Source organism: Rhodococcus sp. IEGM 1341 (genome assembly GCF_030056895.1).
GTDB lineage: Bacteria > Actinomycetota > Actinomycetes > Mycobacteriales > Mycobacteriaceae > Rhodococcoides.
On the sequence record NZ_JASHKV010000007.1, the window covers coordinates 46,002 to 62,520 of the forward strand.

Consider the following 16,519-nt stretch of genomic DNA (forward strand, 5'->3'; position numbering starts at 1 on the left):
TTTGCCGCTCGTCGCACTCCAGCGACCGCCGGGCGCACCACGGAGCATCGATTCGAGGACGCGCACCTGCGCCGACCATAAGGTGATCGCAGTCACACCTGCGAGCATGGAGACCCCACACATGTCACTGAAATCGGCCGACGAACCACACGTCGAATTGCTGAAGACAGATCCTGATCTACCGCCCGTCGGTGTCGTCGAGTCACATCCGATAACCCCGATCAAGCGCCTGATGCTCGTCGCCATCGGCCTACTCGGCGGTGTTGCGTGGACGATCATCGCGATCGTCCGCGGCGAGAATCCCAACGCCGTCTGGTTCGTCATCGCCGCGGTGTGTACGTACATCTTCGCTTTCCGCTTCTACGCCAGGCTGATCGAACGCAAGATCGTCTTCCCACGCGACGACCGCGCCACTCCTGCCGAGATTCTGGAAAACGGCAAGGACTACATGCCGACGGACCGTCGGGTGCTGTTCGGCCACCACTTCGCCGCGATCGCCGGAGCAGGCCCGCTCGTCGGACCCGTCCTCGCCGCTCAGATGGGCTACCTCCCGGGCACCATGTGGATCATCATCGGCGTCGTATTCGCCGGTGCCGTACAGGATTTCCTGGTGCTGTGGATCTCGACGCGTCGCCACGGCCGCAGCCTCGGCCAGATGGCCCGCGATGAACTCGGAGTCGTCGGCGGCACCGCCGCTCTGGTCGCGGTGTTCGTCATCATGATCATCCTCATCGCGGTGCTCGCACTCGTCGTCGTCAACGCACTCGCCGAGAGCCCATGGGGCGTCTTCTCCATCGCGCTGACCATCCCGATCGCCCTGTTCATGGGCGTCTACCTGCGCTTCCTGCGACCGGGCAACGTCACCGAGGTCTCGCTCATCGGCGTCGTCCTGCTGCTGCTCGCCATCGTCGCCGGCGGCTGGGTTGCCGAAACCGACTGGGGCACCGACTGGTTCACCCTCTCCAAGGTGACCGTTGCCTGGCTGCTGATCGGCTACGGCCTGCTCGCCTGCATCCTGCCGGTGTGGCTGCTGCTCGCCCCGCGCGACTACCTGTCGACGTTCATGAAGGTCGGCACCATCGCCCTGCTGGCCGTCGGCATCCTCATCGCGCGTCCCGAGATCCAGATGCCTGCCATGACCAGCTTCGCCACCGAGGGCAACGGCCCGGCATTCGCAGGGTCCCTGTTCCCGTTCCTGTTCATCACCATCGCCTGCGGTGCGCTGTCGGGCTTCCACGCTCTGATCTCCTCCGGCACCACGCCGAAGTTGCTGGAGAAGGAAAAGCAGATGCGGATGATCGGTTACGGGGGCATGCTCACCGAGTCCTTCGTGGCCATCATGGCACTGATCACCGCGTGCATTCTCGATCAGCACATCTACTTCGCACTGAACGCACCGACAGCGCTCACCGGCGGGACTCCGGAGACCGCGGCGGAGTACGTCAACGGACAGGGACTGAGCGGCGGCGACATCACCCCGGCCGAATTGAGCCAGGCCGCAGCCGATGTCGGCGAGGAATCGATCATCTCGCGCACCGGCGGCGCACCGACACTCGCATTCGGCATGTCCGAGGTACTGCACCAGGTGTTCGGCGGGCCGGGACTCAAGTCGTTCTGGTACCACTTCGCGATCATGTTCGAGGCACTGTTCATCCTCACCACGGTCGATGCAGGCACCCGCGTCGCGCGCTTCATGCTCTCCGACAGCATCGGCAACCTGCCCGGCGCATCGGCCAAGAAGTTCAAGGATCCGTCGTGGCGTCCCGGTGCCTGGATCTGCTCGCTGATCGTCGTCGCAGCCTGGGGCGCAATCCTTCTCATGGGCGTCACCGATCCACTGGGCGGCATCAACACCCTGTTCCCACTGTTCGGTATCGCCAACCAGCTGCTGGCCGCGATCGCACTGACGGTGGTACTCGTCATCGTCGTCAAACGAGGCCTCTACAAGTGGGCGTGGATCCCCGGAGTTCCACTCGCCTGGGACCTCATCGTGACGATGACGGCGTCGTACCAGAAGATCTTCTCCTCGGTCCCGGCCATCGGCTACTGGACGCAGCACTCGCAGTTCCGCGATGCCAAGGCGCAGGGGCTCACCGAGTTCGGCACCGCCAGAACACCCGAGGCCATCGACGCCGTCATCCGCAACACCTTCATCCAGGGCACGCTGTCGATCATCTTCGCGGTACTCGTCCTGGTCGTCGTGTTCGCCGGAGTGTGGGTGTGCATCAAGGCCGTGCGGGGAGACAACCTGCCCGACAACGAGGAGCCCGAGGTGCCGTCGAAGATCTTCGGCCCCAGCGGCTTCGTTCCGAGCCCCGCGGAGAAGAAGATCCAGGCCGAATGGGACGAGCTGATCGAGGCGGGCACCGTCCGACGCCCCGGATCGGCGCACTAGATGCGCGGGCTGTGGTGGTGGATCACCTCGGTGATGGGCGACCACGATTACGACCGTTACGTCGCCCATCTGGCCCGCCACCACCCGGGTCAGCAGCCACCGACCGTGCGGCAGTACTGGAAGGACCGACACGCGGAGGCGGACCGAAACCCGGGGGCTCGATGCTGCTGACACGGTGATGTCCGATTTCCGCTAGCACCGACGCGCCCGCGCTGACACAGTAGGTGCATGAGCAGCGAACGGCAGGTGCAAGAACTGGACTTCGATCGGTGTTATCGCGCGGTCTCCTCGCGTGACGCACGGTTCGACGGCCAGTTCTTCACCGCCGTCTCCACCACCGGCATCTACTGCCGACCCTCCTGCCCGGCCCGCACACCCAAGCCGGGCAACGTCTCGTTTCTGGCCACTGCAGCGGCGGCGCAACAATCCGGCTACCGAGCCTGCCGCCGCTGCCAGCCCGACGCCACCCCCGGGTCACCCCGCTGGAACATCCACTCGGACCTCAGTTCTCGCGCCATGCGACTGATCTCCGACGGAGCCGTCGAACGCGGTGGCGTCGACGGCCTCGCCAGCACCCTCGGCTACTCGACCCGCCAGCTGACGCGCGTGCTGACGGCCGAAGTCGGTGCAGGACCGCTCGCGCTGGCCCGCGCGCACCGCGCCCACACCGCCCGCACCCTTATTCAGACCACCGACATGTCGATGGCCGACGTCACCTTCGCAGCCGGCTTCTCCAGCGTCCGGCAATTCAACGACACCATCAAGGAAGTCTTCGCCGTCGACCCGTCGACATTGCGCCGAGAAGCGCACCGCACGGCCGTACCGACCGCGGGTGGAACGGTCACCCTGCGATTGCCGTACCGCCCACCGCTCGACCGTGGCTGGATCGAGTGGTTCCTGCGAGGCCACGTGGTCGAGGGCATCGAATCCTTCTCCGAGGACGGCGAATACGTGCGATCCCTGCGCCTGCCGCACGCAGCCGGCCTCGTGGCGTTGCGGGTGATGGACGGATTCGTCAGCGCCGCAGTGACATTGCAGGACATGCGCGATCTGGCCCCCGCCGTCGCGCGGATCAGACACCTGCTCGATCTCGACGCCGACCCACTCGCTGTCGACGACGCCCTGCACACGGATCCGCAGCTCGCACCGAGCGTCGACGCGCACCCGGGCATCCGCGCCCTCGGAGTGGTCGACGGCGCAGAGATGTTGCTGCGCACCGTGATCGGTCAGCAGATCTCGCTGAAGGCTGCTGCCACCCACACCGCCCGGCTCGTCGATGCTCTCGGTTCACCACTCGACCTCGGCAACGACGCCGTCACCAGGCTGTTTCCCGAACCAGCCGTCATTGCCGAACGGGGCCACGAGGTACTCACCGGACCCGCCGCCCGGGTACAGACCGTCATCCGCGTCGCCGACGCCATCGCGTCGGGAACCGTCGTGCTGCATCCCGCGCGAGAAGGGCCGGAACTGGAGCGAGAACTGCTCTCGCTCAAAGGAATCGGACCTTGGACCGCCCGGTACGTCGTGATGCGACTACTCGGCGATCCCGATGTTCTGCTCGACACCGATCTCGTAGTCCGCCAAGGCGCGCAGGCGCTCGGCATCTCGTTGAACAATTCTGCCCGCTGGGCTCCGTGGCGTTCGTACGTCTCGATGCACCTGTGGATCACCGCACTGGAAAGAAGAGAAGCATGACTGCCACCGCCGCCACCCAGGACACCCCGATCGGGCCGTTCAGCACCATCGTCGACGCCGATCAGCGCGTCCTCGCATCCGGGTGGACCGCCGATGTCGAGGAACTCCGCGTCCTGATCCACCCGACGATGCGACCCGACAGCGTCCGCACTGCGGCCGATCTCGGCGATGTGACGCGCGCCGTCGAGAACTATCACCGCGGTGAGCTGACCGTCATCGACTCCGTTGCCGTCGCGCAACGATCCGGCGAATTTCTCATGCATGCCTGGGGAGTACTCCGCACCGTCGAACCCGGTGCGCCGGTGACCTACTCCGAGTTCGCCGAACTGTCCGGCAGACCGACAGCCATCCGCGGTGCTGCGTCGGCGTGCGCTCGCAATGCCGCCGCCTTGTTCGTGCCGTGCCACCGGGTGGTGCGCATCGGCGGGGCGCTCGGCGGTTTCCGTTGGGGGCTGCCGGTGAAAGAGTGGTTGTTGGCGCACGAGGCTGCCTGATCACACCCCCCGTCGACGAGTCGTCGGATGGCGGTGACATACCGGCTGGGCACGCCGGGACGTTATGGTTCTTCACGAACCGCCACCCGCCGAATGTGAGGACCCCACAGTGACCGAATCGGCAGTTCCCGGTAAGACGTCGAAGTCCGAGACGCCCGGCAATGATCGCGGTGACCTCATCGGGGTCGGCGGTCTGTGGCTGGCCAAGTGGTCGCTGATCCTCATCTCGATCGCTGCCGGAGCATGGGTACTGGGCTGGCTGATCGGGCACCTCTGGGTCATCCTGCTGCCGGTCCTGCTCGCCGTGATCGTCGCGACGGTGCTGTGGCCGCCGGCGAAGCTGATGATGCGTCTCGGATTTCCTCCGGCACTGGCCGCGTCGGTTTCGCTCGTGGTGTTCTTCGTCGTCATCGGCGGCATCATCACACTGATCGTCCCGTCGGTCGCCGAGCAGGCACCGGAGTTGGTCGACCAGGCGTCGGGCGGTATTGCGCAGGTTCAGGACTGGTTGAAGGGTCCGCCGCTGAACATCGGCGACGACCAGATCGACTCGGCCGTGTCGGCCATCGTTGCGCGGCTGCAGGACAGCGGCGAGGTCATCGCCACCGGCGTGTTCACCGGTGTATCCGCTGCAGGCTCGTTGCTGATCACCCTGGCGCTGGTGTTGGTGCTGACGTTCTTCTTCGTCAAGGACGGACCGAAGTTCCTGCCGTGGTTGCACGGATTCTCCGGTGGCCGCGCCGGACGCCATCTGGGCGAGGTGCTCTCACGGATGTGGGCGACGCTGGGCGGGTTCATCCGAACTCAGGCCATCGTCAGTTTCATCGATGCCTTCTTCATCGGTCTCGGACTGGTCATTCTCGGCGTTCCGCTGGCGCTGGTGCTGGCGACCCTGACGTTCATCGGTGGCTTCATCCCGATCGTCGGTGCGTTCGTGGCGGGCGCTCTCGCTGTGCTGGTGGCCCTGGTGGCGAACGGGCTGACCACTGCGCTGATCGTGCTCGCCATCATCGTCGCGGTGCAGCAGTTGGAAGGCAATGTGCTGCAGCCGATCCTGCAGAGCCGCAGCATGAATCTGCATCCGGCGATCGTGCTGCTGGCCGTTGCGGGCGGCAGCTCACTGTTCGGCATCATCGGCGCGTTCCTCGCCGTCCCGGCGGCGGCGGTTGCTGCCGTGCTGATCAGGTACCTGTCCGAGCAGATCGACGAGCGCTCGAACGAACCGGATCAGGACGACCTGGAGGATCAGGCTCCGCTGCCCGACGGGTTGACCGAGGAGCAAGCCGGTCTCGACGAAAAGAAGGACGCCGAGTCGGACAAGCCGGCCTCGGGTCAGGACGCGACGACCTGAAGAGTGGAGCCGGTGCGCTCCCGCTTGACGTAGAGGCGGCTGGGAATGCGCTGCCGCATCTCGTCGACATGGCTGACCACGCCGACGACGCGTCCGCCTGCACGTAGTTCGTCGAGAACCGCCATCACCGATTCGAGGGTGTCGGCGTCGAGCGTGCCGAATCCTTCGTCGATGAACATGGTGTCGAGGACGACCCCGCCGGATTCGGCGGCCACGACATCGGCGAGGCCCAACGCGAGCGAGAGCGACGCGAGGAACGCCTCACCGCCCGACAGTGTCTTGGCCGAGCGCACGACGCCGGTGTAGTCGTCCCTGATGTCCAGTCCGAGACCGCCCCGTTTGCCGCGGACGCCGGCCTCGTCGGAGTGCACGAATTCGTAGCGGCCCGAGGACATTCGCCGCAGCCGCGCAGAGGCGGACTCGGCGACGTCCTCGAGTCGGGACGCGAGGACGTACGAGCGCAACGACATCTTGCGTGCATTCTGCCCCCGGCCCGCCACCACGTCCGCCAGGTTGGCGAGCTCGTCGAATTCGGCACGTTGTGGCGCGATGGCCTGGGCGGCAGTGAACAGTTCGGCGATCAGCCGTTCCAGATCGTCTGCGCGCCTTCGACATTCCGCCACCGCCGCGGCGGCGGCCCTGACCTGGTCGTCGAGCTCGGCGCACGCCTGCTCGAGCGGGCCCAGATCCACCGGCGGCCGGCCGGCCACGTCCACGATGGCGGGCTCGCGCAGCACGTGCTCGGCATGCGCACGCGCCTCCTCGGCGGTGCGCAACTCGGCCTCGATCTGCTCGACGCGGTCGGCGGCCAGCACTGCCCCGGCCGCCGCGTCGACGGACTCGAAGTTCGACGCCTTCACCCGTCGGTCCAGTTCGGCTGCCAGCTCATCGGCGCGAGCAGTGGCGTCGAGCCAGGCGATACGCGCGTCCTGGATTCGCCGGGCACCGTCGATCAAGGCTTCCCGCTCCGCGATTCGGTCTGTCAGCGACGCGCCCTCGTCCACCTCCTCGGCGATCGACGCACGCATCTGCGCCAGCGATTCCTCGGTAGCCGAGATACGTTCGTCCACGGCACTACGCGAGGCCACGAGGTCGTGGAGTGTGACCGTCAGCGCGTCGGACTCGCTCCGCAGGCGATTCAGTTCTGCGGTTGCGGGTTCCACATCGGCGGCACGCGTGCGGGCGTCCTGCACTGCGGTGGTTGCGGCATCGAGAATTCGGGTCAAGTCCGCAGCGGAGGCCCCGCCGGTGCGGTCGTGCAGCAGGTCCACGCCGCGTTGCGCTTCTGCGACAACCGCGACCGCCTGGTCGAGCGCAGCAGCAGCCTTACGTTCTGCGGCGGCGGCCTTGTCTTCCTGTGCCTTGGTCACCGTCGATGTGGACGCTGCAGCGGGATGGGGGTGCACCTCCGATCCGCACACGACGCACGGCTCCCCCGCCTCCAGACGGGCCGCCAGCTCGGCTGCCATCCCGTCGATGCGTCGCTCACGGAGATCGAGCAGGTGCTCCCAGGCCGTGTTGTGCGCCGCTCCGGCGGTGTCGCGGGCACGTTCGGCCGCGGCCAGAGTCGCGCGTTTGCGCACCAATTCGAGTGCGGACTCGGCTGCCGTGCGAGCCCGACCGCAGCGCTCCTCGAGGCCCGGCAGCTCTGCCGCAGCCGAGGACGCCCGTGCCACCCGTGATTCGACTGCTGAGATCTGCTCGGGCATCGAGGCCTGCGAGTGCACGGTGCGTTCGATCGACGCTGCGGTAGTACGTTGCTGCGCACGATATTCGGCGAGGGTGCCGTCGAGTCGATCGGCTTCGCGGGCGAGCCCGAGCAGCGACTGGAGCCGCGCGACATCGGTGGTCCAGTCGCGCACGAACTGTGCAACGACCGTGCGCTCGGCCGACGGATCCGCCGGCGCGGGTGGCCAGTGCAGCGCGGCATGAAAGCGTCGCCCCTCCGCGGTTGTCGGAAGGGCACGCTCCGCCGCCGTGAGTGCGGACGTTGCGGCGTCGGTGGCCAGTCGTGCGAGACGGAGGTCTGCGGCAGTGTCCGCGATCGGTCCGGCGGCCGCGGAATCGGCGAGCTCGGTTCTGCGCGCTGCTCGCGCCGTCTCGCCCTCCCGATATTGTGCGAGTTGCCCCTCGGCGAGAGCTCGTCGCCGCTGCAGATCGACAACGATGGTGGCCTTCGTCAGAGCTGCCGACGCACGCCGAGCTGCCGCGTCGATCAGCACCGCCCGACCTTGCGCGAGGGTCCGATTCTGCCGGGCATCGTCGAGGACATCGGCCGCCCATTCGAGGGGGTCCGGCTGTTCGCCGTCCTCGCCCGCGGGCTCGGGCACTCCCGATGCCTGCGACACCCGGCCGAGCATGATGTCGATGGCGTGGTGAGCGTCGGAGAGCTCGGCAGCGAGCTCCCGGCGACGCTGCGCGAACCACTCTTCGACGTCGCCGAATCTGCCTGTGTCGAAAAGTCTTTCGAGCAGATTTCCGCGTTCGTCGCTGTCGGCTCGGAGGAAGCGCGCGAACTCACCCTGCGGCAGCAGCACCACCTGAAAGAACTGGTCGGCACTCATCCCGAGCAGCGCGTTGACGGCGTCACCGATCTCATTGAGCCGGGTGAGGTTCTGCCCGCGGCCGTCGAGCCAGGTGAGACTGGCCTTGGCGTGTTGCTTGGTGGTGCCCGTGCTTCGGAGCTTGGGCCGCAGGAACTCCGGACTGCGCACAATTCTGATGCGCCGCCCACCGAGTGTCGCTTCCAACGTCACCTGTGGCACCGCACCCTTGGCCGCGTGATCGGACAGCAGCCGCTTGCCCTCGCGACGAGCTCCGGGCACTGTTCCGTACAGCGCGAACGCCACGGCGTCGAGCACCGTCGTCTTGCCGGCTCCGGTGTGACCGTGCAACAGGAAGAGCCCGTCGGCTCCCAGCGCATCGAAGTCCACCGTCTCGGTGCCCGCGAAGGGACCGAAGGCGCTGATCTCGAGCGAATGCAGTCTCATGCAGCACCGCGGTCGGCTGTGGTGGCCGTCCCGCGGAGGGCCTCGGCCTCGCGTTGCACGGAGGCCAGAGCACGAGCCAGGAGCGCGGACTCCGCTGCCGTCGGCACGCTGCGCATGTCCGTCACGAACGAGGTGGCGATGTCGAGATCGCTGCGGCCGCGCACACGGTCGCGGTAGCGTAGCTCTCCGGATCCCTCCGGGCGACGCCATTCCAGGTGGATAGCGTGCGGAAAACGCTGCTGCAGCAGGCGCATTGCGTCGACCGGACGTACCTCGTCGGTGAGCACGGCGGAGACGTAATGGTCCTCGAACTCGCAATATGCTGTGTCCGTTGTCAATTCCTCGACCGTGCCTTCGATGCGGGCGAGCCCGCGCACCACCGGCAGGTCCACTCGCTCGACGCTGCCCAGCCCGTTCGCGTCGAGTTCGAGAATCCACACCGCCTTGTGGTGCGACCGCTCGCCGAACGAATAGGGCAGGGGCGAACCGGAGTACCGCACCCGATCGGTGAGGGTCTGGGGCGAATGCAGATGTCCGAGCGCCACGTAGTCGACCCCGTCGAACGCCGACGCAGGCGCAGTTTCGATACCGCCGGAGGAGATCGACCTCTCCGACCCGGTCGCCTCACCGCCGACGATGAAAGCGTGGGCGAGCACGACGGAGCGAACGCGTTGCCCTGCCTCGCTTCTCGTCGCGAGGTCGCCGCGCACCCGATCCATCGCGGCACCGAGCACGTCGGCATGGGTACGCGCAGTGGGAACGTCGAGTTCGAGGCGAGTGGTTTCGGGCTCGAGATACGGAATGCCGTAGAACGCAACGCGGCCGTGCTCGTCGTCGATGACGACCGGGGTGGCGACGTCGCCCACCCGCGTCATCAGATGCAGCCCTCCTGCCGACGCGAACGCGGCGCCCGCGCCCAGTCGCGCGGGTGAATCGTGGTTTCCCGACGTTGCGACGATCACGGCACCGGCCGCTCGAATGGCCTCCAGTCCGCGGTTGCAGACCAGGACGGCATCGGCACTGGGCACAGCGCGGTCGTAGATGTCGCCCGGCACCACCACCACGTCGATCGATTGTGCCGCAACCAGTTCCGCAATTGACCCCAGCACAGCGCCCTGATCGGCCAACAGGTCGACACCATGAAAGGTGCGACCGATGTGCCAGTCCGAGGTGTGCAGGATTCTCATACGGACGACGCTATCGGGAACCACCGACAAACTCCTCGAGGTGCCTCGGCCTGTCGGACGTGAGCTGCGGTGCACGCCGTCGCGAACCGAAGTTGTCGGTACCGTCCTGCATCATCTGCCCCATGAACATTCTCACCGCGTTCGGACTGCTCGTGGCGCTCGGTATCGGCGCGGTCGTCGGCTGGTTGCTGCACGCATCACGGATGGGCGATCGTGCCGTTCGAGCCGAAGCTCAACTGGCCGCGCTGCGCGAGCACGAGGGCATGCTTCGGCAGTCGCTGAGTGCGGTCAACGAGGATTCGGCGCGTCGCAATTCGACCGTGATCGGCCAGCAGGTCTCGCACCTGGTCGAGCCGTTGCACGACGCCGTCGATGCGCTCTCCGAGCACGTGCGGCAGGTCGAGCACAATCGCATCCGGGCGTACGCGGGACTGTCGGAGCAGGTCACCGGTATGCATCGTGCGTCGATGCATCTGTCTACCCAAACCGGTCAGCTGGTCACGGCGCTGCGCGCACCGCAGATCCGGGGCCGGTGGGGCGAGATCCAACTCGAGCGCGTCGTCGAGCTCGCGGGCATGCTCAAGCACTGCGATTTCGACACGCAGGTCAGCAAGGACGGCATCCGACCCGACATGATCGTCCGTCTCGCCGGCGGTCGACAGATCGTCGTCGACGCCAAGGTGCCGTTCGCGGCGTACCTCGACGCCGCCCAGGACGAGGATCCCGACGCGCGGGAGAAGAATCTGCGACGCCACGCCAAACAACTACGGACCCACATCGACCAGTTGGCCGACAAGGCGTACTGGCAGGCGTTCGAGCCGACGCCGGAATTCGTCGTGCTGTTCGTTCCCGGCGACCCGTTTCTCGACGCGGCCCTGACATCGGACACCGGTCTGCTCGAGTACGCCTTCGGCCGGAACGTGATTCTGGCCACCCCCACCACCCTGGTCGCGCTACTGAGGACCGTCGCGTACACGTGGAAGCAGGAGTCACTGGCCGAGGATGCTGCACGCATCCAGCAACTGGGACGCGAGCTGTACACGCGGATCGGTGTGGTCTCGACCCACCTGGACAAGCTCGGCGCCCACCTCGGCAAGGCCGTGGAGTCCTTCAATTCCACCGTCGGGTCCGTCGATACCCGGGTGAGCGTGACGGCGAGAAAGCTGCACGAGCTCGAGCTGTTCGACGCCGAGCCGGTGGACATCGCCCGAGTGGACGAGCGGCCCAAACTGTCCGATTCGTCCCGCTACCGGCACGACTTCGGTCATGTCAGCGATGCAGTCGGCTGAACAACGGCTAACCTCGGGGGGTGTCTACCTCCCAACGTGCCCGCTCCGGGGTACCGCTGGATCACCGATCCATCCTCGCGACCCTGCCCGGCGTTCCCGCATGGGGTGCCGTCGCGATCGCCGCGGGACTGACTTTTCTCGGATTTCTGATCGATGCCGCACGCGGTACCGAGCTGACCGGTGCGTTCGCGTTCATGTACGTCCTGGGCTGCATCGCCGGCGTTCTGCTCGTCCGCTTCCGCGGACTGTTCACCGCGATGGTGCAAGCCCCACTAATCCTGTTCGTCGCCGTGCCGCTGTCGTATCAGTACTTCACCGAGAACGCAGGAACCAGCCTCAAGGACATCCTCCTCAACGTTGCCATTCCGCTGGTCAACCGGTTTCCGCTGATGTTGCTCGGCACCGTGGTCGCCGTCGGACTCGGAGTTCTACGCATCGTGCTCAAACGGCAGAACACGCATGCCCCCACCCTTCGACGCAGCCCGAAGCCCAGCGACGACAAGCCCACCAGAGCCCAGCGCCGGGCACAGGAAGAGCGCCCCGAACGGTCGCGCAGGCGAGCAGCCGCAGCCGATCGCAGCACCGACTCCGCGGCCGAGGCCACCGACATCGTGCCCGGGCCGTACGTCGGTCGCCGAAGCACCGATTCTCGTCCGCGTCCCGACACCGAACCTCGCTCCAGTGCGACCCCTCGCCCCGGCTCCCGCTCTGCGGCAGATCCCACCGCAAGCCCCCGGCGATCGGCTGCAGCACCGCAGACTCGATACGCCGCCACCGACTCCACTCGGCAGAACTACAAGCCCGAATACCAGCGAACGCAGTATCCGCAGGCACAGTCACGTGAACCACAGCCACGCGAGACACAGTCACGCGAGGCACAGCGACCACAACCGTCCGAGTCGCGCTACTCGGCAGAGCCCCGGTATTCGACCGAACCCCGTCGCGAGCGATCGGCCCGGATTCAGGCTCCTCGCGAGGTTGCCGATCCGTACAGCACCGGAGCCCGGCCCGTCGTGACTCCTCGGACGGGCGCATCCACTGCACACAATTCGTCCGCAGGTGACGGCCAGGGAGATCACGTTCTGCCCACCTCGCACCGGGACGACATTCCCCCGCATCCGGTGCCGCGGGTTCGCTATCGCGACCGCCACAGCGACTAGCGCGAACATCGAAAAACGCCTCGTATCGGTTTGTCTGCTCCTGGGCAGGGGTTCCGATACGAGGCGTTGACTCTTCGTGGGCCGTGCTCCTAGCGAGCTGGGCGCAGCTCGCGGGGCAGGGAGAACACCAGCGTCTCGTTCGCGGTGGTGACCGGCTGTACGTCTGCGTAGCCGTGCTCGGCGAACAGTTCGATGACGCCCTGCACCAGGATCTCCGGTACGGACGCGCCCGAGGTGATGCCGATCGTCTCGACCCCGTCGAGCCAGGCCAGGTCGATTTCCTTGGCGTAGTCGACGAGGTAGCTCGCTCGCGCACCCGCGCCCAGTGCAACCTCGACCAACCGCACCGAGTTCGAGGAGTTCTTGGAGCCGACGACGATCACCAGATCGCATTCCGGTGCCATCGCCTTCACCGCGACCTGACGGTTCTGCGTGGCGTAGCAGATGTCGTCGCTGGGCGGATCCTGGAGCGTCGGGAAGCGCTCACGTAGTTTCGCGACCGTCATCATCGTCTCGTCGACGCTCAACGTGGTCTGGGACAGCCAGATGACCTTGTTCTCGTCTCGAACGGTGACGTTGGCGACCGACTCGGGGCCGTCCACCAGCTGAATGTGCTCGGGAGCTTCGCCTGCGGTGCCCTCGACCTCCTCGTGGCCCTCGTGGCCGATGAGGAGGATGTCGAAGTCGTCCCTGGCGAAGCGCTTCGCTTCCTGGTGCACCTTGGTCACCAACGGGCAGGTGGCGTCGATGGTGCGCAGGCTTCGCTCGGCCGCGGAGGTGTGTACGGCAGGTGAGACACCGTGCGCGGAGAACACCAGCAGCGATCCCTCGGGAACCTCGTCGGTCTCCTCCACGAACACCGCGCCGCGATCGGACAGCGTCTCGACCACGTGCCGGTTGTGCACGATCTCCTTGCGCACGTACACCGGCGCACCGTGCTGCTCCAGCGCCTTCTCGACGGTTTCGACCGCACGATCGACTCCCGCGCAGTAGCCCCGCGGCTCCGCGAGCAGCACTCGCTTACCCCCGGCGTACGAGGACTTACCCGTACCGGCGGACTGTGCAATACCAAGATTCAGAGGAACAGCCGAAGACATACCTCCCAGGATACGTGCACCGAGCTCGCCTGCCTCGTTTCCACGTCCCTCGACCCCGGCCGCGAAGGGTCGTACAGCCTGTCGGCTACCCAAAGTTCACCGTTTCGGGCAGTCTGGTGCACATGACTCGAGTCCCCTTTGCAGCGCGTGTGGCTGCAGGCGTCGCCGTGACCGTCGTGGAAGAGGCTCGCAAGCTTCCTGGTTCCGCCCTGATGCTGCCGATGACGGTCGTCAGCGAGGCACTGGCGCGCAGTATGCGATTCCAGCAGCAGGTGACGGCGTTGGCCATCAAGGGCGATCTGGTCATCGCGAACTTGCCGGTCATCGGGACCCCGAGCGAGGAGCAGCCCGCCTGGGCCAGCTTCGACGAGGACGGGGACGAGACCTTCGACACCGAGTCGAGATTCGACGCCGCCGTCATCACCGACGACGTCGATGTGCCCGACGCCCCCGCGGCCGAGCCGGTCGCGGCGAACGGCCGCTTCGCTCTGTACTCGACGCCTCCGCTGGACGAGCCGGTCCAGGACACCTCGGCCAAGCGCGCTCCCTCCGCCGACAAGCCCGAGATCGTCGAGATGATCGACTTCGACACCCTCGCCCTGGCACAGCTGCGCGCCCGCCTGCGCACGCTCTCGATCGAGGACCTCGAAACCCTGCTCGACTACGAGAACGACACGCTCTCCCGCGCGCCCTTCCAGACGATGCTCGCCAACCGCATCACCACCGCCAAGGCCAAGTGAGCACTCCCCCAACCCAGTCCGGTCCCACCCAGCCAGGCGCGAGCACCGCCGAAGAGCCGTGGCCGGTGCGTACCGTCGCCATGAAAGTTGCCGGCTGGATCGACAAGCTCGGCTCCATCTGGGTGGAGGGGCAGCTCACCCAGATCAACGCTCGTCCCGGCACCAGGACGGCCTTTCTGACGTTGCGTGATCCGTCGGCCGACATGTCGCTGTCGGTGACGTGTTCGCCGCAGTTGCTCGATCGTTCACCCGTTCCACTGACCGAGGGTGCGCGCGTCATCCTCTACGGCAAGTTGTCGTTCTTCACCGGTAGGGGAACGATCTCGCTGCGCGCCACGGACATTCGTGCGGTGGGGGTCGGCGAGCTGCTGGCTCGCATCGAACGTCTCAGGGCTCTGCTCGCCGCGGAGGGGTTGTTCGACCCACGCCTCAAACGTCCGCTGCCGTTCCTGCCGGGCACCATCGGATTGATCACCGCGCGCGCCAGCGCAGCCGAGAAGGACGTGCTGACCGTCGCGCAGAGGCGTTGGCCCGCGGTCCGATTCGAGGTCCGCAACACACCGGTCCAGGGCCCACAAGCTGTTCCGGCGATTCTGGACGCGCTGAAGGAGCTGAACGACGACCCCGCCGTCGACGTCATCATCCTCGCCCGCGGCGGCGGTAGCGTCGAGGATCTGCTGCCGTTCTCGGACGAGGCTCTGTGCCGCGCCATCTCCCGCGCCACCACACCCATCGTCAGTGCCATCGGCCACGAGCCCGACAGCCCCCTGAGCGACCACGTCGCGGATCTGCGGGCTGCAACCCCTACCGATGCCGCCAAACTCGTGGTGCCCGACGCCGTCGCCGAACAAGCCCTGGTCTCGGAACTGAAGTCGAGAAGTGCTGCAGCGCTGCGCAATTGGGTCGAGCGCGAGGCACGCGGACTGGACATGCTGCGACACCGTCCGGTACTGGCGGACCCACTGGCCTCGCTCGAGCAACGTCGCGAGGAGGTTCGACGGCTGCTCGACGCTGCCCGACGCGACGTGCAACGCGAACTCACCACACAGGACACACTCGTCGAACATCTGCGGGCCAGGCTGTCGACGCTGGGTCCTGCTGCCACACTTGCTCGGGGCTATGCCGTCGTACAGCGGGTGGTCGCGGGTTCGGATCCCGAGGTTCTGCGTTCGGTCGAGGACGCACCACCGGGTACACAGATCAGAGTGCGCGTGGCCGACGGTGCCGTCACCGCCGCAGTCATGGGGCGAGTCAAATGACAGAAGGAGTACGCATGAGCGAGAACGACAAGCCGGTATCGGAACTGGGCTACGAAGAGGCCCGCGACGAGCTGGTGGGCGTGGTGAAGATCCTCGAGCAGGGCGGGCTCGATCTCGACGCCTCCCTGGCTCTGTGGGAGCGGGGAGAGCAGCTGGCCACTCGTTGCGAGGAGCAGCTCGCCGGTGCCCGCAAGCGGATCGAGACCGCGCTCGCGAGCACCGAGAAGGACAGCTAGGGCGCGAGCGGTTCGGTGACCTCGAGGGCCTGGGCGAGCGTGGTGAAGTCCACATCGTTCGCGGTACCGCCCAGCAGTATTCGCACGTCGCCGAAGTCCGAGACCCAATACTTCCGCGAGCCTTCCTCGCCGTAGACGACCCAGTCTCGACCCGAGACGTTCTGCGCGCCCGACGCGTACACCGTTTCCTCGCCTGCCACGAAAGGAACCAACACTTCCTCGACGGCACTGGTCTGGGTCAGCTGCAGATACGCACCCGATCCGGTGATGTATCCGACAGTCGACACCGGTCCGCCGTTGTCGCCGGAGATCGTGGGACGACTGCCCGAGTTGGGCGTCCAATCCTCGGGAACAACCGGATTACGCACCGGAAAACCGATCTCGGACGCGTCGTACTGCAGCGCGGTGTCGATGTCGAAGTTGGGAATGGGCCCCTGCCTGGGCCCGCCGGGGCTCAACGAGCATTGACTGGCGATCCCCGCAATCAACAAACACGCGATGACCAGCGGAATGAGCGACCACACCATGTCGCGGCTGTTGTTGAGAATCCGGGGTTTGCTGTTCGCCACATCTCCAGTATCCCCTCTGCGCAGCAGTGCTCGGTCGGCGCGTGCCTCACAGACGAC

14 protein-coding genes are annotated in these 16,519 nt (G+C 66.6%); 10 read left to right on the forward strand and 4 right to left on the reverse strand.

All coding sequences use genetic code 11. The features are described from left to right. Window positions 1-121 precede the first annotated feature (121 nt). The 5 genes from QM615_RS16195 (at window position 122) to QM615_RS16215 (ending at window position 5,935) form a co-directional block, all read left to right on the forward strand. Complete coding sequence (locus tag QM615_RS16195; RefSeq protein ID WP_121873587.1) at window positions 122-2,395, forward strand: carbon starvation CstA family protein; 2,274 nt, start codon at window positions 122-124, stop codon at window positions 2,393-2,395. Beyond that, a complete protein-coding gene (locus QM615_RS16200) occupies window positions 2,396-2,566 on the forward strand; it encodes a YbdD/YjiX family protein (RefSeq protein ID WP_121873321.1) in 171 nt (56 codons plus the stop codon). 57 nt (window positions 2,567-2,623) lie between these two features. Then, window positions 2,624-4,090 (forward strand): DNA-3-methyladenine glycosylase 2 family protein, encoded by a 1,467-nt coding sequence (locus QM615_RS16205; protein ID WP_121873322.1) that lies wholly within the window; start codon window positions 2,624-2,626, stop codon window positions 4,088-4,090. Continuing rightward, a complete protein-coding gene (locus QM615_RS16210; RefSeq protein ID WP_121873323.1) occupies window positions 4,087-4,584 on the forward strand; it encodes a methylated-DNA--[protein]-cysteine S-methyltransferase in 498 nt (165 codons plus the stop codon). The genes QM615_RS16205 and QM615_RS16210 overlap by 4 nt, the downstream gene beginning before the upstream one ends. Before the next feature lie 109 nt (window positions 4,585-4,693). Beyond that, on the forward strand, window positions 4,694-5,935 hold the full coding sequence (locus QM615_RS16215) for an AI-2E family transporter (RefSeq protein WP_374700621.1): 1,242 nt from the start codon (window positions 4,694-4,696) through the stop codon (window positions 5,933-5,935). Here the strand turns inward: QM615_RS16215 and QM615_RS16220 are convergent. Both QM615_RS16220 and QM615_RS16225 read right to left on the reverse strand, forming a co-directional pair. After that, window positions 5,917-8,925: an AAA family ATPase gene (locus tag QM615_RS16220; protein WP_149407562.1), complete on the reverse strand. Its 3,009-nt coding sequence runs from the start codon at window positions 8,923-8,925 to the stop codon at window positions 5,917-5,919. The two genes, QM615_RS16215 and QM615_RS16220, sit on opposite strands and share 19 nt — an antisense overlap. Beyond that, window positions 8,922-10,112 (reverse strand): exonuclease SbcCD subunit D, encoded by a 1,191-nt coding sequence (locus QM615_RS16225; RefSeq protein ID WP_149407561.1) that lies wholly within the window; start codon window positions 10,110-10,112, stop codon window positions 8,922-8,924. Before QM615_RS16225 ends, QM615_RS16220 begins: the two co-directional genes overlap by 4 nt. A gap of 122 nt (window positions 10,113-10,234) precedes the next feature. Between QM615_RS16225 and QM615_RS16230 the strand changes: the two genes are divergently transcribed. Both QM615_RS16230 and QM615_RS16235 read left to right on the forward strand, forming a co-directional pair. Then, window positions 10,235-11,401, forward strand: coding sequence for a DNA recombination protein RmuC (locus tag QM615_RS16230; RefSeq protein ID WP_094612409.1), 1,167 nt, complete (start codon window positions 10,235-10,237; stop codon window positions 11,399-11,401). A gap of 20 nt (window positions 11,402-11,421) precedes the next feature. Next, entirely contained in the window at window positions 11,422-12,561 is a 1,140-nt protein-coding gene (locus QM615_RS16235) for a DUF6542 domain-containing protein (RefSeq protein ID WP_188078814.1), read from the forward strand. A gap of 89 nt (window positions 12,562-12,650) precedes the next feature. Here the strand turns inward: QM615_RS16235 and QM615_RS16240 are convergent, their stop codons facing one another. Beyond that, a complete protein-coding gene (locus QM615_RS16240) occupies window positions 12,651-13,658 on the reverse strand; it encodes a 4-hydroxy-3-methylbut-2-enyl diphosphate reductase (protein ID WP_149407560.1) in 1,008 nt (335 codons plus the stop codon). A gap of 122 nt (window positions 13,659-13,780) precedes the next feature. On the opposite strand from QM615_RS16240, the gene QM615_RS16245 reads away from it, so the two are divergent. The 3 genes from QM615_RS16245 (at window position 13,781) to QM615_RS16255 (ending at window position 15,893) form a co-directional block, all read left to right on the forward strand. Then, window positions 13,781-14,398, forward strand: a complete 618-nt coding sequence (locus QM615_RS16245) for a lipid droplet-associated protein (protein WP_283347670.1) — start codon at window positions 13,781-13,783, stop codon at window positions 14,396-14,398. Window positions 14,399-14,478: 80 nt separating this feature from the next. Next, on the forward strand, window positions 14,479-15,657 hold the full coding sequence (gene xseA, locus QM615_RS16250) for an exodeoxyribonuclease VII large subunit (RefSeq protein ID WP_223145662.1): 1,179 nt from the start codon (window positions 14,479-14,481) through the stop codon (window positions 15,655-15,657). A 14-nt stretch (window positions 15,658-15,671) separates the two neighbouring features. Beyond that, window positions 15,672-15,893, forward strand: a complete 222-nt coding sequence (locus QM615_RS16255; RefSeq protein WP_037191413.1) for an exodeoxyribonuclease VII small subunit — start codon at window positions 15,672-15,674, stop codon at window positions 15,891-15,893. On the opposite strand, the gene QM615_RS16260 is transcribed toward QM615_RS16255, so the two are convergent. Continuing rightward, a complete protein-coding gene (locus QM615_RS16260) occupies window positions 15,890-16,462 on the reverse strand; it encodes a DUF4245 domain-containing protein (protein ID WP_128645577.1) in 573 nt (190 codons plus the stop codon). The two genes, QM615_RS16255 and QM615_RS16260, sit on opposite strands and share 4 nt — an antisense overlap. Window positions 16,463-16,519 lie beyond the last annotated feature (57 nt).